A 14,853-nucleotide genomic window follows, 5' to 3' on the forward strand; every position below is an offset into this window, starting at 1 on the left:
TAGCCCAGATATGTGCATGTTTTCGTGAAACTACTCGTCCTTGAACAATTCCAGAGCTTCTTTAGCCTGGTAAAGGGTTTTGGCGCTATGGCCCACGCCAGGGATCTCTCCATGTTCCCGCGTCAGGGGTAGATGCCAATCGCGGCTGAGCTGGCGTTCATAGGCCAGGTAGTTGCGTTGGCGCTGCAGTCGACTGTCGCCCTGGGCCAAGGCGGCGCAGCTGCGGTCCAGCAGGGGATGGCCGGGGTCGTTATCCCGGGCGCCTACCAGATAGGTAATGTCGCGCCTGGCATAGCGCTGGAACAATTGGCGGCTGTCCAATCCTGAATCCAGATAGGCAGGTAGCGCCTGCAAACCGTAGCGGTAACGGTCGACACCCGGGCAGTCACCTTCCATGGCCTGGGCGAAGCCACCCTCGACCGCTCGGCGAGCATCGAAATACAGATAACTCGACGGGCTCGAAATGACATAGCGCACCTTGATGCCACGGCTGGCCAAAGCCAGGTCGGCACGGCCGAACACTGCATAGCGCTGCAACAGCTGGCCACCGGCGGAATGACCCATCAGGATGATGTGCCGCAGGTGGGGATAATGCTGGTTATCGCCCAGCCAGGTGAGCAGTTCGTCCAGGGCCTGTACCGGAGTGATGCCCGTACGGCCAGCCACCGATGGGCTGGCCTGCATCCAGGTCTTGCTCCACAACGGGAGGTCTCTGCGGCCCGGCAGGTCGCGTGCTGTGAAAAAGCCGGGGGCCAGTACCAGCGTGTGACTCGATGGCCAGGAAACGTCAGACGCTAGCCGCTGGGCAATCCTGAAGTAATCCGCTGGGTTGCGGCGAACACCATGAAGGATGACCACCGCGCGCTCCACCTCTGGATCGCCACCTGGCATGTTCAACGGCTTGTTGGCGAAGGCCGCCAGGCCATGATCGACGGAGATCGGCACTCTTTGCAAAGGCTCGGCCTTGCATGCGCACGCGCAGAGCAGGACCAGCAGGCTGATCGCAAGCCGTCGCAACATGGCAGGGCTCCCGGTCAAGGCGCTGCGCAGAAACTAGCGCCGATTCCGATGCCGTTCAACGTGGCACATCACCGAGGATGGTCGCGCGATGCATCACCCGACGCGCGGGCCGGTAATCATCCACGGCGTAGTGCTGGGTTACGCGGTTGTCCCAGAAGGCCACATCGTTGACCTGCCATTGCCAACGCACGGTGAATTCCGGGCGAGTGGAATGGTTGAACAAAAAGGCTAGCAGGGTAGTGCTTTCCGCTTCGCTCAGCTCGTTGATGCGGGTAGTGAAACCTTCATTGACGAACAGCGCCTTGCGCCCGCTGCGCGGGTGGGTGCGTATTACCGGATGGCTGACCGGAGGATGACGGCGCCGAGTTTCTTCCCAGCGGGCTAACGCCTCGGGGTTGGTGCCAAAGCGCTCTAGAGGGAAGGATTTGCTGAACTCATGGCGCGCCGTCAGGCCTTCGAGCAACCGCTGGATGGGCGAGGACAAACCCTCGAAGGCGGCAATGCCGCTAGCCCAAAGGGTATCGCCGCCATGGGCCGGCACCTGTTTGGCCGCCAGCACGGCACCCATGGCCGGTGCCGGCAGGAAGGTTACGTCGGTATGCCAGATGGCATTGTCGCGAACATCCGTAACCGCGGTATCGAGTACCAATACTTCTGGCTGTTCGGGCACGTTGGGGTAGATAGGGTGGATATGCAGGTCGCCGAAGGTCATGGCGAGCCGGGCCTGCTGCTGGGGTGTCAAAGGCTGCTGCCGGAAGAACAACACCTGATGGTCGAGCAGGGCCTGCTCGAGCGCGTCGCGGTCGGCCTCGCCCAGTGGCCGAGTGAGGTCCAGGCCGTCGATACGCGCACCGATGGCAGGGTTCAGCGGGGTGATGCTCAGTGTCATGGGATTCGCTCGGTTGACCAATACGAAAAGAGGGCGCGATCAATGGCTACGGCCATGCCAGGGCACCAGTCGACGCTGCAGCGCCCGCAGCCCCAGTTCCAGGGCGAAGGCGACCACGGCGATGACCAGAATGCCGAGAATGACCACGTCGGTGATCAGGAACTGCGCGGCGGACTGGACCATGAAGCCCAGGCCGCTGGTGGCGGCGATCAACTCGGCGGCGACCAGCGTCGACCAGCCCACCCCCAGGCCGATGCGTACGCCGGTGAGAATGTCCGGCAGGGCGCTGGGCAGAATCACATGGCGTACCAGCTGTGTCCGTGTAGCGCCCAGGCACTGGGCGGCGCGCAGGCGAGCCGGGTCCACGGTGCGCACGCCGGTCGCCGTGGCGATGGCGATGGGCGCGAAGATGGCCAGGTAGATCAGCAAAACCTTGGAGAGCTCGCCAATGCCGCACCAGATGACGATCAGCGGGAGATAGGCCAAAGGAGGAATTGGCCGGTAGAACTCGATCAATGGGTCAAGCACGCCTTGGGCGATCCGGTTGCGGCCAATGGCGATGCCTACTGGAATGGCGGTAAGGATGGCCAGGCCCAAGGCCAGGCCGATGCGTTGCAGGCTGGCGCCCAGATGCTGCCAGAGGGTCGCATCCATGTAACCGGTGGTTGCCAACAGCCATCCCTTTTCCAGTACCGCCGAAGGGGAGGGCAGGAAGAGTGGGTCGACCCAGCCGAAGCGGGTGACGACCCACCAGGCCAGGATCAGCGTGGCGGCAGTAAGAGCACTCAGCGCACGGGTGCTCAGGGCGCGGCTCGACACGGGCGCGCGGCCGGGTACGTGCCCGGCCACGGTCAATTCAGCAGGGTTCATGGCGCCTCCTGGGCAGCAGCGTGGCGTTGCGAGAAAACCTGGGCCAATACCCGCTCGCGGGTCTCGATGAAGCGAGGGTCCGACTTGATCGCCCGGGCCGATTCGCCGGCAGCGTACCGGCGGCCGAAGTCCAGGCTGAGTCTTTGAACGATCCTGCCCGGATTGGGCGCCAGAAGAATCAGGTCGGTGGCCAGAAACACGGCCTCTTCGATGTCATGGGTAATGAGGAACACAGGCTTGGCCGTGCGCTTCCATACCGACAGCAACAGCTCCTGCATCTGCTCCCGAGTGAAGGCGTCCAGGGCGCCGAAGGGTTCGTCCATCAGCAATATCCGCGGCTCCGCCGCCAGGGCTCGGGCCAGGCCGACCCGCTGGCGTTGTCCGCCGGACAGTTCCCAGACGCGACGCTGGCCAAAGCCCGCCAACCCCACCAGAGCCAGCAGTTGTTCGGCCTTGGCTTCTCGCCTGGGACGATCGATGCCGGCGAGCTCCAGGCCGAAGGCTACGTTCTGTAGCACGTTCTGCCAGGGCAAGAGCACATCGTCCTGGAACACCACGGCGCGGTCCGCGCCTGGGCCCTTCACATGGATACCGTCAAGGCGCAGGCTACCGCCACTGGGGGGTACGAAACCGGCGATCAGGTTAAGCAATGAGGTTTTGCCACTGCCGGAGGGGCCAAGGGCGACCATCAGCTGTTCAGGGCCCAGGCGCAAGGACAGGTTTTCCAGTACCGGGGTGCTGGCGCCTGGGTAATGGGCGCTGACGCGGTCGAGTTCTAGCTGTGCCATGGTGACCCTCCTCTGAATGACGACCCAGCGGCTACTGAACGTACTTGGCGCTGACGAAGCCGCTGTAGTCGGGGAGTACGCTCTCGACCTTGCCTTGCTCCTTCAGGAAGGCGGCGGTATCGGCTATGGCCTTGGCGGTTCCACCTTGCAGAAGCGCCGGCGAGGTCTGCGCCTGGGCCTGAGGGAAGGCCGAACCGGCCAGCAATTCGGGTACGTCGGCGGCGTTAGAGCCAGTCAGCCGGGCGATGTCCTTCACCGGGGCCGAATCCGCAGTCCATTCGTTCTTGTGGGCCGCGTAGTCGGCATAGGCCTGAAGGGTCACGTGGGCGAATTTGGCGATCACGTCCGGATGTTTCTCGGCGTAGTCCTTGCGAGCCACCCAGACTTCGAAGGTAGGCGCGCCCCATTGGCCCACTTGGGCGGCATCGGTCAGCACCGTGCCAGTCTTGCGGATTTCACCCAGGGCGGGCGACCACACGAAGGCGCCGTCGATGTCACCGCGTTTCCAGGCAGCGGCGATCTCCAGAGGCTGAAGGTTCACTACCTTGACCTTGGTGGTGTCCAGGCCCCAATGCTTAAGCGCGCCCAATAGGCTGTAGTGAGAGGTGGACACGAAGGGCGTCGCGATAGTCTTGCCGACAAGATCTTCAGGCTTGCTGATGCCGCTGCCATTGCGCACCACCAACTGCTCGGAACTGTTGATCTGGGCGGACACAATGAACGCCACTATCGGAAGCTTGCGCGAGGCCGCCGCAGCCAGTGGGCTGGAGCCAAGGTTGCCGATCTGGACATTGCCTGCGGCCAGGGCGGTGACGACTTCGGAACCGCTGTTGAAGCGTCGCCAGTCGATCTTCTCTCCGATGGCTTTCTCGTAGGCGCCAGACGCCTGGGGTACCTTGCTTGGATCGATGCCGGTCTGATACGCCACGGTAAGGTCGGCGGCCTGGGCGGACAGCGCGGCAGTGGCCAAGGTAAGGGTAGTGATCAGGGTGCGGAAGCTGAACGTACGAGCCATGACGATGCCTGGGTAAGGAAGGGATGGACCGATAATATCGTTATAAAAAACACCAAATAAATACTATTTGGTTACTAGCTTATGGCGAATTCGTGGGTGCTCGAGACGGATATCGCAGGTTCGACTAAACCTTTCTGAGCGGCTTTAGCGTTGTGCATTGCTTAAATATTTGGGTTATAAATAAATAATTATTTATTCCTTCTGGTTTTCTCGCGGACGTTGCAGCATCACCTTACAGAACCAAGGAGCTACCTCATGAGCCTCAAGCTGGGCGATATCGCCCCCGATTTCGAACAGGATTCCAGCCTCGGCCGTATCCGCTTCCACGAATGGCTCGGTAACAGCTGGGGCGTGCTGTTTTCTCACCCTGCCGACTTCACTCCGGTGTGCACCACTGAGCTGGGCTTTACCGCCAAGCTCAAGGAAGAATTCGACAAGCGCGGCGTCAAGGCCATTGCGCTCTCGGTGGACCCGGTCGAGTCCCATGTGAAATGGATCGACGATATCAACGAAACCCAAAGTACCCAGGTGAACTTCCCTATCCTGGCCGATGCGGACCGCAAGGTCTCCGACCTGTACGACCTGATTCACCCGAACGCCAATGACACACTGACGGTGCGCTCGCTGTTCATCATCGATCCGAACAAGAAGGTGCGTCTGACCATTACCTATCCCGCCAGCACGGGGCGCAATTTCAACGAGATTCTGCGGGTGATCGATTCGCTGCAGCTGACCGACAACCACAAGGTGGCTACCCCCGCCAACTGGCAGGACGGTGAAGACGTAGTGATCGTGCCTTCTCTGAAAGACGAAGCCGAGATTGCACAGCGATTCCCCAAGGGCTATCGCGCGGTCAAGCCCTACCTGCGCCTGACACCGCAGCCCAACCGCTGACACCTATGCCTAGCAGGGCTTTGGGGATCACGAGAGTGGTCCCCTTTTTTGTTGGGCACTGGCACTGAACCGGATATGTATAGCGGTTGGAGCCAGCGAAGCTGGCGAATTCGCGCAAGCTATCAGCGCTCGTTCCCTAGCTTCGCTAGGTCCCACACAACCTGCCTCGGTGCTCTGCCTGACATCATTCCCTTAGACAAACTGCCGGAACAGCCAGTACAACCCCGCCGAGAGCGCGATGGCGGCGGGGAGGGTGAGTACCCAGGCCATCAGCAGATTGCGTATGGTGCGCATCTGCAGGCCTGAGCCATTGGCCGCCATGGTGCCGGCCACGCCTGACGAGAGTACGTGGGTGGTGGATACCGGCAGGCCGTACATGTCGGCCGCGGCGATAGTCAGCATGGCGACGGTTTCGGCGCTGGCACCCTGGGCGTAGGTCAGGTGGGTCTTGCCGATGCGCTCGCCCACGGTGATCACGATACGACGCCAGCCCACCAGGGTGCCCAGGCTCAAGGCAATGGCGACCGCCACCTTCACCCACGGCGGGATGAAGCGTGTCGCCTCGTTGGTATAGGCCTGGAAGGCTTTGAGCTTGTCCTTGGTATCGGCGTTGAAACTCCCCACCTTTTCCTTGTCCATCAGCCGAATCGTTTCCGACGCCAGGTACATGTCGTTGCGCACGTTGGAGCTGGCTTGCGGCGGTACCCGATCCAGGGAGCCGTAGCCCTTGACCTGGTCGCCGATACTGCCGATCAGGCGTGCCAGCGCCAGAACCAGCCCCGGGCTGGCTTTCTTGTCGATGAGAAATCGCTCCAGCTGCTGCCGTGGCGCCTCGCTCGGGGTACCGGGTTCTGCCTGTAGCAAAGCTTGTTGCGTGACCTGGGCCAGGGCAGCGAACCGTTGGGTCTCGGGTTCGGGAATGGCACGGTTCAGGGCATATGCCATGGGCAAGGTGCCGATCAGGATGAGCATGATAAGCCCCATGCCCTTTTGCCCATCGTTCGAGCCATGAGCGAAGGACACCCCGGTACAGGTCATGATCAACAGCCCACGAATCCAGAACGGCGGCGGCGTGTTGCCCTCCGGAGCCTGGTACAGCGCGCGGTTCTTCACTAAATGGCGCAGAAGCAGCATCAACCCGGCCGCGCAGGCGAAGCCGATCAAAGGCGACAGCAGCAGGGCATAGCCGACCTTGGCCGCCTGGCTCCAGTCTACCCCGGACGTACCATCGCGGCCGCTCATCCAGGCATTGGCTACCCCTACGCCGATGATCGAGCCGATAAGCGTATGGGAAGAAGACGCTGGCAGGCCGAGCCACCAAGTGCCCAGGTTCCACAGGATCGCGGCGATCAGCAGGGCGAAGATCATTGCAAAGCCGGCCGAGGAGCCCACCTGGAGAATCAGGTCCACGGGTAGCAGCGCAATGATGCCAAAGGCCACCGCGCCGCTGGAGCTGAGCACCCCGATGAAGTTGAAGGCACCTGACCACATCACCGCCACCTGCGCAGGCAGCGAATGGGTATAGATCACTGTCGCCACGGCATTGGCAGTGTCATGAAAACCGTTGACGAATTCGAAACCCAGAGCGATCACCAGGGCGACACCCAGCAAGATGTAGGGTGTCCAGGTGGTGGCATCGACGTTGGACGTATCCAGGTCTCGGTTCAGGCTCCAGAACATATAGCCCAGGCCAGCGGCCAACACGGCGTAGAAGAGTGCCTTGACCAAGGGATGGGAACGGCGATCCAGCTCGGGGCCGTTTCGCTTCGCGACCCCGGCGAGTGTGGTGGTAGTCATCGGGCAGCTCCAGGCTGGAAAGAGGCAACCCTGATCCTGCTCGTCAAATGTTACAAAAAAGTTCTCAAGTTTTCCCTCCGTCAGCCGGCTGACCAGTGGCTGTAAGAAATGGAATAAGCAAAGAAATAAATATGATTTATGGATATATAAAAGCAGGAGTACGCTCAGTGCTCAGATTTCAAGGTTGGCGAGGAGCGTCGGATGCTTGTGGTATCGGTAGGGGGCAGCCCCAGCGTGCGGTCACGCTCCACAATCATGCTTGAGCGAGCACGACAGAGCCTGCAGCAGCGAGGCATTGAGGTGGTGAGTTACCAGGTGCGGGAGTTTCCCGCCGAAGATCTACTGCACGCCCGCTTCGATAGCCCGCAGATCCAGACATTCCTGGATGTGGTCGAGCAGGCTGACGGCTTGATTGTCGCGACCCCGGTGTACAAGGCCTCGTTCAGCGGCGCCTTGAAAACCTTGCTTGACCTGCTGCCCGAGCGAGCCTTGGCCAGCAAGGTGGTCCTGCCTATCGCCACGGGCGGCAGCATCGCCCATATGCTGGCTGTGGACTACGCCCTCAAGCCGGTGCTGGCCGCCTTGAAGGCTCAGGAAATGCTACAGGGCATCTTTGCCGAGGATTCCCAGATCACTTATGGCGAGGGCGCGGCGTCAGCCAACCTTAGCCCGGCTTTGGAACAGCGCCTGGAGGGCGCGCTGGAAGAATTTCATCAAGCGCTTGCGCGGCGGCCTCGTCCGCTGTTGCACGGACAGCTCGGCCGTAGCCTGATCGAGGCGCGCTGGAGCATCTGAACCGTCTTATCGCCTTCTGACCCGACCACGGGAAGCAGGTGCCAGTACCCGACACTCAACAAGGAGAGCGCCATGCGCACAATCACCTTGCGTCGAGGGCTGGTCGCCCTGTTTACCGCGACCGTTGCCCTCGGAGCACTTAGCCAGGCCCAGGCTGAAACCTTACGCATCGGCTATCAGAAATACGGCACCCTTGTGCTGCTCAAGGCCAAGGGCGCACTGGAGAAACGCCTGGCTGACCAGGGTATCACGGTGCAGTGGACAGAGTTTCCCGGCGGCCCGCAGCTACTCGAAGGCCTGAATGTGGGATCGATCGATTTCGGTGTCACCGGCGAAACGCCGCCGGTGTTCGCCCAGGCCGCCGGCGCCGATCTGGTCTACGTGGCTCATGAGCCGCCCGCTCCGACGAGCGAAGCGATCCTGGTGCCCAAGGGCTCGGCCATCGCCAGCGTCAAAGACCTCAAAGGCAAGAAGGTGGTGTTGAACAAGGGTTCAAACGTGCACTACCTGCTGGTGCGCGCTTTGGAAGACGCTGGGCTCAAATACACTGACATCCAGACCGTATTCCTGCCTCCGGCCGATGCCCGCGCCGCGTTCGAGCGGGGCAGCGTGGACGCCTGGGTCATCTGGGACCCCTACCAGGCTGCCGCTGAGCAACAGCTCGGCGCCCGTACCCTGCGTGACGGCAGTGGGCTGGTGGACAACAACCAGTTTTACCTGGCCACCCGGCCTTATGCCCAGGCCCACCCCGCCGTGGTGGCGGCGCTGGTCGAAGAAGTTCGCAAAACGGGGGAGTGGTCCCAGGCGAACCCGCAAGAGGTTGCCGAGCAGGTCGTACCCCTGTTGGGGCTGCCTGCCCCTATCGTGCTGACAACAGTGAAGCGTCAAGGCTTCGGGGCTGGCTACATCACCCCGGAGGTGACTGCCGCCCAGCAGAAGATCGCCGATGCTTTCTACCAGCTCAAGCTGATACCCAAGCCTTTGAGCATCAAGGATGTGGTCTGGACGCCTCCGGCGAGCCTGGCCGTGCAATGAATTCCCTGGTCGGTCTGGCCGACGCTTCCCTCTGGAGACAACTCCCATGAGCCTGAACATTTTCTGGTTTCTGCCTACTCACGGTGACGGACACTACCTGGGCACCGCCCAGGGCGCCCGCACGGTCGATCATGGGTACCTGCAGCAGATCGCCCAAGCGGCTGACCGTCTCGGCTACGGCGGGGTACTGATTCCCACCGGGCGCTCTTGCGAAGATTCCTGGCTAGTGGCCGCCTCGTTGATTCCAGTCACCCAGCGCTTGAAATTCCTGGTGGCGCTGCGCCCGGGAATCATCTCGCCAACGGTGGCCGCGCGCCAGGCCGCGACACTGGATCGCCTTTCAGGCGGCCGCGCGCTGTTCAACCTGGTGACCGGCGGCGACCCGGATGAACTGGCGGGTGATGGCCTGTTCCTCAGTCATGAAGAACGCTACGAAGCCTCCGTGGAATTCACCCGCATCTGGCGCCGCGTGCTTGAAGGCCAGACCGTCGACTATGACGGCAAGCACATCAAGGTCAGGGGTGCCAGATTGCTCTACCCCCCACTGCAACAGCCTCGTCCGCCACTCTATTTCGGTGGTTCCTCCGAGGCCGCGCAAGACCTTGCCGCGGAGCAGGTGGAGCTGTACCTGACCTGGGGCGAGCCACCGGCGGCCGTGGCGGAAAAGATCGCTCAGGTGCGAGCCAAGGCAGCGGCGCAAGGGCGCAGCGTGCGTTTCGGCATTCGCTTGCACGTGATCGTGCGCGAAACCAATGAGCAGGCCTGGGCCGCGGCGGATCGGCTGATCGCTGAGCTGGACGATGACACCATCGCCAAGGCCCAGTCGGCCTTCGCACGCTTCGACTCGGTCGGCCAGCAGCGCATGGCGGCCCTGCATGGAGGCCGTCGCGACAAGCTGGAAGTCAGCCCGAACCTCTGGGCCGGCGTCGGCCTTGTGCGCGGCGGCGCTGGCACGGCGCTGGTGGGCGATGGCCCTACAGTAGCCGCGCGGGTGAAGGAATACGCCGACCTGGGCATCGACACCTTCATTTTCTCGGGTTACCCGCACCTGGAGGAGTCCTATCGGGTCGCTGAGCTGCTGTTCCCGCACCTTGACGTGGAGCGTCCACAAGCACAGGGCGGTCAGGGTTACATCAGCCCCTTCGGTGAAATGGTCGCCAATGACATCCTGCCCAAAGCCGTTGCGCAGAGTTGAGGAGGGGCCATGAGCATTGCGCGTAGAACCACTGAACGCCTGGCCCCCTGGGCCTTGCCCGTGGTGATGTTGGCGACGTGGCAACTGGCGGTCAGCGCGGGCTGGCTGTCTACCCGCATCCTGCCCGCGCCCAGCGCCGTGCTAGAGGCGGGAGTAGCCCTGGTACAGTCGGGTGACCTTTGGAAACACTTGGCCATCAGCAGCTGGCGCGCCGCCGTGGGCTTTGCCATAGGCGGCAGCATCGGACTGGGCCTCGGGTTCCTGACCGGGCTGTCCCGCTGGGGTGAGCGCTTGCTGGACAGCTCCGTCCAGATGATCCGCAACGTGCCGCACCTGGCGTTGATTCCCTTGGTGATCCTCTGGTTCGGCATCGACGAGTCGGCGAAGATCTTCCTGGTAGCCTTGGGCACTTTGTTCCCTATCTATCTCAACACCTATCACGGTATCCGCAATGTCGACCCGGCCTTGCTGGAGATGGCGCGCAGTTACGGCCTATCAGGCCTGGCGCTGTTCTGGCAGGTGATACTCCCGGGCGCGCTGCCGTCGATCCTGGTGGGCGTGCGTTTTGCCCTGGGCTTCATGTGGCTCACGCTGATCGTGGCCGAAACCATTTCCGCCAGCTCCGGCATCGGCTACCTGGCGATGAATGCACGCGAATTCCTGCAAACCGACGTAGTGGTCCTGGCCATCGTGCTCTATGCCGTGCTGGGCAAGCTGGCCGATCTGGCCGCCCGAGGCCTGGAGCGGGCCTGGTTGCGCTGGCATCCGGCCTACCAGGGCGCCAAGGAGGCCAGGGCGTGAGCATCCTGAACGAGACGCCTCATTTCTTGCGTGGCATCAGTGTGGATGTGCGGGGGCTGACCCGTACCTTCGACCGGCGTCAGGTACTCAAGGGCATCGACCTTCACATTCCGCTGGGCCAGTTCGTGGCCGTGGTAGGCCGCAGCGGTTGCGGCAAGAGTACGTTGTTGCGCTTGCTTGCTGGCCTGGACAAGCCCAGCGGCGGCAGTCTGGGCAGCGACGAGGGCAGCCTGGAAAGCGTGCGTGACGGTACTCGCCTGATGTTCCAGGAGCCGCGCCTGCTGCCTTGGAAAACGGTGATCGAAAACGTTGGGCTGGGCCTGAAGGGCAATTGGAAAGCCCAGGCGTTGGACGCGCTCAAGGCCGTAGGCCTGGCCGAGCGGGCCGGGGAGTGGCCGGCAGCGCTTTCGGGTGGGCAAAAGCAGCGGGTTGCCCTGGCCCGGGCGCTGATTCACCAGCCACGACTGTTATTGCTGGATGAACCCCTGGGCGCGCTCGATGCCCTCACCCGCATCGAAATGCAGCAACTGCTGGAGCGCCTGTGGCAGCAGCATCGTTTCACCGTGGTGCTGGTGACCCATGACGTCGCTGAAGCGGTAGCCGTGGCTGACCGCGTGATCCTGATCGAAGAAGGCCAGATTGGCCTGGACCTGGCGGTCGATCTGCCACGCCCACGGCAGCGAGGCTCCTACGCCCTGGCCGGGCTGGAAAGTCGCATCCTGGAGCGGGTGCTGTCGTTGCCTGGCCAGGATGCGCCGCAGGAACCTGTTCAACCCTTGCCTACGCAGTTGCGCTGGGCTTATTGAAAGTCAATCGAGGAAAACACCATGACCATCAAAGCCATCAACGTTCGCAACCAGTTCAAAGGCACCGTCAAGGAAATCATCGAAGGCCCCGTGCTCTCGGAGATCGATGTGCAGACGGCCTCGGGTATCGTTACCTCCGTGATCACCACGCGCTCGGTAAAGGAGCTGGAACTGGCGGTAGGCAGTGAGGTGATCGCCTTCGTGAAATCCACCGAGGTGTCCATCGCCAAGCTGTGACTGCCCCGCGGGCCTGCTTCACTCCCCTGTGTCCTGGCCCCGGCGGGCCAGGTACGGGGGCAGGTACAGCCCAAGATACGCATCGAATACCCGCATGCCTTCCTCGGCCAGGCGCGGCGTGATCACGCCATGCATCTGCACTGAGCGCGCGTATACCCGGTCGCCCAGCTCCATGGCCAGGGTGAAGACGTCCACTTCTTCAGGGAGTTGCGGCAGCACGAAATGACGGGCGAAGAGAGCTTGCATCAAGGCGCCCAGCTCGATGTCATGCTGGCGGTCGGCCTGGGTCACCTCGCTCAAGCCATGCTGCGCCAGAATCAACTGGCGAGCCGCGGCATCCTCGTTGTACAGCCCAAGCATGCGCTCTTCCACCAGCCGGGACAGGTCGCGCCAGGTCGTCAGACTATGGCTGTCGATCGGTGTCTGGAGGCAGGCGCGGAAGGCGGCGTGGATGTCTGCCGTCAGCCCTTCCAGCAAGGCAGGCACGCTAGGGAAGAAATGGTAGACGGAGGAAGGGGGAATGCCTGCCAGTTCCGCCACAGCGTAGATGGAAAGGCCTGCCACGCCAGCCTCGGCCAGGATGGAGCGTGCCGCGGCAAGGATGGCATCGATACGCGCCTGGCTGCGTTGGCGGGGTTTACGGGAGGTAATGGTGCGCGGCATGACGGGCTCCTGGAGGCAGCCCGCATTCTAAAGGCACAGCAAGCCTTCTGGTACCGGTTGGCACCAGCGCCAATCGGCGAATAGGCTTGAAAACTCGGTGGGAGCCAGCACCAGCTGGCGAACAGGCATCGAATGCAGCCGGATTCGCCCACTGGCGCTGGTTGAACCTTCATTCACACCGTATGCAGGTACCAGTTGTATTCCAGGTCCGAGATGGAGTGTTCGAACTCCTCCAGTTCGCTTTCCTTGCAAGCCACGAAGATATCGATGTACTTGGGGTCGATGTACTTGGCCATGATTTCGCTGTCATCCAGGGCCCGCAAGGCATCGCGCAGGTTGTTCGGCAGGCTCGGTTCAGTCTGCTCATAGGCATTGCCTTCCAGAGGTTCTCCCGGATCGCACTGGTTGGTAAGACCATGGTGGATGCCCGCCAGCACCGCTGCCATCAGCAGGTAGGGGTTGGCATCGGCGCCGGCGACCCGGTGTTCGATACGGACCGAATCGGGCGCGCCCGTGGGTACTCGCAGCGCCACGGTGCGGTTGTCCAGGCCCCAGGTCGGGGAGTTGGGGACGTAGAACTGAGCACCGAAACGGCGGTAGGAGTTGACGTTGGGGCAAAGGAAGGCCATGGAGGCCGGCAGGGTCTCGAGCACACCGCCGATTGCATGGCGCAATGCGGCGTTCTGCTCGGGATCCTCGCTGGTGAAGATGTTCTTGCCGTCCTTGTCCAGGATCGAGATATGCACATGCAGACCGTTGCCCGCCTGGCCCGGATAGGGCTTGGCCATGAAGGTCGTGTCCATCTCGTGGTCATAGGCGATGTTCTTGATCAATCGCTTGAGCAGCACTGCATAGTCGCAGGCCCGTAGCGGGTCTGCCACATGGTGCAGGTTGACCTCGAACTGGGCCGGGGCGCTCTCCTTGACGATGGCGTCGGCGGGGATGCGTTGCTCCTTGGCGCCTTCGAGGATGTCCTGCAGGCAATCCACATACTCGTCCAGATCGTCGATCAGGTACACCTGGGTAGACTGTGGACGTTTGCCGGAAATCGGCGAGCGCGGAGGCTGAGGCCGGCCGTTCACGTTCTCCTGGTCGATCAGGTAGAACTCCAGCTCGAAGGCTGCGCAAATGGTCAGGCCCAGCTCATCGAACTTCTGCACGACCTGGCGCAGCACTTCTCGAGGGTCGGCAAAGAACGGCTCGCCCTCGAGCTCATGCATGGTCATCAGCAATTGCGCCGTGGGGCGCTTTTGCCAGGGCTCATTGCTCAAGGTATTGGGGATGGGGTAGCAGATGCGATCGGCATCACCGATGTCCAGGCCCAGGCCGGTGCTTTCCACCGTGGACCCGTTGATGTCCAGTGCGAACAAGGACGCCGGAAGATTGATGCCTTTCTCATACACCTTATGCAGGCTGGTGCGCTCGATGCGCTTGCCACGCACTACACCATTCATATCTGCAATCAGAAGGTCGACGTACAGAACCTCAGGATGATCCTTGAGGAATGCGTTTGCTTCGTTCAGCTGAACGGCACGCGGGGGTACCGACATGATGCAACACCTTTGTTGTTAAAAATATCAATCATTGGCTTAGAACCAGTTCAGTCAATCCGAAAGCCAATCCGAAGTCAAGCTGGCCCAGCTGCGCCTCATGAAAGGGCTTTTCGTGCTACCCATGCCCTCGTCTGGTGCAAATAACGCCTGAATTTTCCGTCATTATTTCCGCAAAAACCCAGGCGTGGTGAATTCTTTACAGGGTGTTGTATAAAAAATTGAACAGCGCTAAGCTCGGTCGCATCCCATAACAGCAACAATAACGGGGAATATCATGGCACGCCTGCTATATATGGGCGCAACTGCCTGGCTCGCACCGCAGTGCTCGCGGCTCTTCACGTCGCTACATCTTGCCTTATGCTGCAAAGGTCTTGCCGACCTCGTAGCGTTTGCGGTCGCAATACGCGGCCGCATGCTCGGTCAGGCACACCCTATCACTACAATGCCTTCGGCTCGACTGAAGCGCGTCACGAACCGGCGCAGGTTCGTATTAAC

The 14,853-nt window shown here is 61.8% G+C and carries 14 protein-coding genes and 1 pseudogene; 7 read left to right on the top strand and 8 right to left on the bottom strand.

The window, feature by feature from the left end; translation table 11 throughout:
- Positions 1–30: 30 nt before the first annotated feature.
- From ACP691_RS15475 to tauA, 5 genes and pseudogenes are all read right to left on the bottom strand, one after another.
- Positions 31–1,020, bottom strand: coding sequence for an alpha/beta hydrolase (locus tag ACP691_RS15475; RefSeq protein WP_426151739.1), 990 nt, complete (start codon positions 1,018–1,020; stop codon positions 31–33).
- Positions 1,021–1,075: 55 nt separating this feature from the next.
- Positions 1,076–1,909 (bottom strand): taurine dioxygenase, encoded by an 834-nt coding sequence (gene tauD / locus ACP691_RS15480; protein WP_426151737.1) that lies wholly within the window; start codon positions 1,907–1,909, stop codon positions 1,076–1,078.
- Positions 1,910–1,948: 39 nt separating this feature from the next.
- Positions 1,949–2,719, bottom strand: a pseudogene (gene tauC / locus ACP691_RS15485) (taurine ABC transporter permease TauC); the annotation flags it as partial.
- Positions 2,720–2,775: 56 nt separating this feature from the next.
- Positions 2,776–3,567 (bottom strand): taurine ABC transporter ATP-binding subunit, encoded by a 792-nt coding sequence (gene tauB, locus ACP691_RS15490; protein WP_426151735.1) that lies wholly within the window; start codon positions 3,565–3,567, stop codon positions 2,776–2,778.
- Positions 3,568–3,598: 31 nt separating this feature from the next.
- Entirely contained in the window at positions 3,599–4,582 is a 984-nt protein-coding gene (gene tauA, locus ACP691_RS15495) for a taurine ABC transporter substrate-binding protein (protein WP_426151733.1), read from the bottom strand.
- Positions 4,583–4,837: 255 nt separating this feature from the next.
- Between tauA and ACP691_RS15500 the strand changes: the two genes are divergently transcribed.
- Positions 4,838–5,476: a peroxiredoxin gene (locus tag ACP691_RS15500; protein WP_426151731.1), complete on the top strand. Its 639-nt coding sequence runs from the start codon at positions 4,838–4,840 to the stop codon at positions 5,474–5,476.
- Between the two features lie 192 nt (positions 5,477–5,668).
- Here the strand turns inward: ACP691_RS15500 and ACP691_RS15505 are convergent, their stop codons facing one another.
- Positions 5,669–7,273 (bottom strand): inorganic phosphate transporter, encoded by a 1,605-nt coding sequence (locus ACP691_RS15505; RefSeq protein WP_426151729.1) that lies wholly within the window; start codon positions 7,271–7,273, stop codon positions 5,669–5,671.
- 201 nt (positions 7,274–7,474) lie between these two features.
- On the opposite strand from ACP691_RS15505, the gene ssuE reads away from it, so the two are divergent.
- The 6 genes from ssuE to ACP691_RS15535 all read left to right on the top strand — a co-directional run bounded on the left by ssuE (position 7,475) and on the right by ACP691_RS15535 (position 12,142).
- Positions 7,475–8,068, top strand: coding sequence for an NADPH-dependent FMN reductase (gene ssuE, locus ACP691_RS15510; RefSeq protein WP_426151727.1), 594 nt, complete (start codon positions 7,475–7,477; stop codon positions 8,066–8,068).
- Positions 8,069–8,140: 72 nt separating this feature from the next.
- Positions 8,141–9,103 carry a sulfonate ABC transporter substrate-binding protein gene (locus ACP691_RS15515; RefSeq protein WP_426151725.1) on the top strand — a complete coding sequence of 321 codons (963 nt, stop codon included), beginning with the start codon at positions 8,141–8,143 and terminating at the stop codon, positions 9,101–9,103.
- Between the two features lie 46 nt (positions 9,104–9,149).
- On the top strand, positions 9,150–10,298 hold the full coding sequence (gene ssuD, locus ACP691_RS15520; protein ID WP_426151723.1) for an FMNH2-dependent alkanesulfonate monooxygenase: 1,149 nt from the start codon (positions 9,150–9,152) through the stop codon (positions 10,296–10,298).
- A 9-nt stretch (positions 10,299–10,307) separates the two neighbouring features.
- On the top strand, positions 10,308–11,099 hold the full coding sequence (gene ssuC / locus ACP691_RS15525) for an aliphatic sulfonate ABC transporter permease SsuC (protein ID WP_426151721.1): 792 nt from the start codon (positions 10,308–10,310) through the stop codon (positions 11,097–11,099).
- Positions 11,100–11,101: 2 nt separating this feature from the next.
- Entirely contained in the window at positions 11,102–11,905 is an 804-nt protein-coding gene (gene ssuB / locus ACP691_RS15530) for an aliphatic sulfonates ABC transporter ATP-binding protein (protein ID WP_426151816.1), read from the top strand.
- A 21-nt stretch (positions 11,906–11,926) separates the two neighbouring features.
- Entirely contained in the window at positions 11,927–12,142 is a 216-nt protein-coding gene (locus ACP691_RS15535; RefSeq protein WP_040259480.1) for a TOBE domain-containing protein, read from the top strand.
- A gap of 18 nt (positions 12,143–12,160) precedes the next feature.
- On the opposite strand, the gene ACP691_RS15540 is transcribed toward ACP691_RS15535, so the two are convergent.
- Both ACP691_RS15540 and ACP691_RS15545 read right to left on the bottom strand, forming a co-directional pair.
- On the bottom strand, positions 12,161–12,805 hold the full coding sequence (locus ACP691_RS15540) for a TetR/AcrR family transcriptional regulator (RefSeq protein ID WP_426151718.1): 645 nt from the start codon (positions 12,803–12,805) through the stop codon (positions 12,161–12,163).
- 173 nt (positions 12,806–12,978) lie between these two features.
- Positions 12,979–14,355, bottom strand: a complete 1,377-nt coding sequence (locus ACP691_RS15545; protein WP_040259484.1) for a glutamine synthetase family protein — start codon at positions 14,353–14,355, stop codon at positions 12,979–12,981.
- Positions 14,356–14,853: the final 498 nt, after the last annotated feature.

Source organism: Pseudomonas sp. DC3200b2, from assembly GCF_049895785.1.
Classification (GTDB): Bacteria; Pseudomonadota; Gammaproteobacteria; order Pseudomonadales; family Pseudomonadaceae; genus Aquipseudomonas; species Aquipseudomonas massiliensis.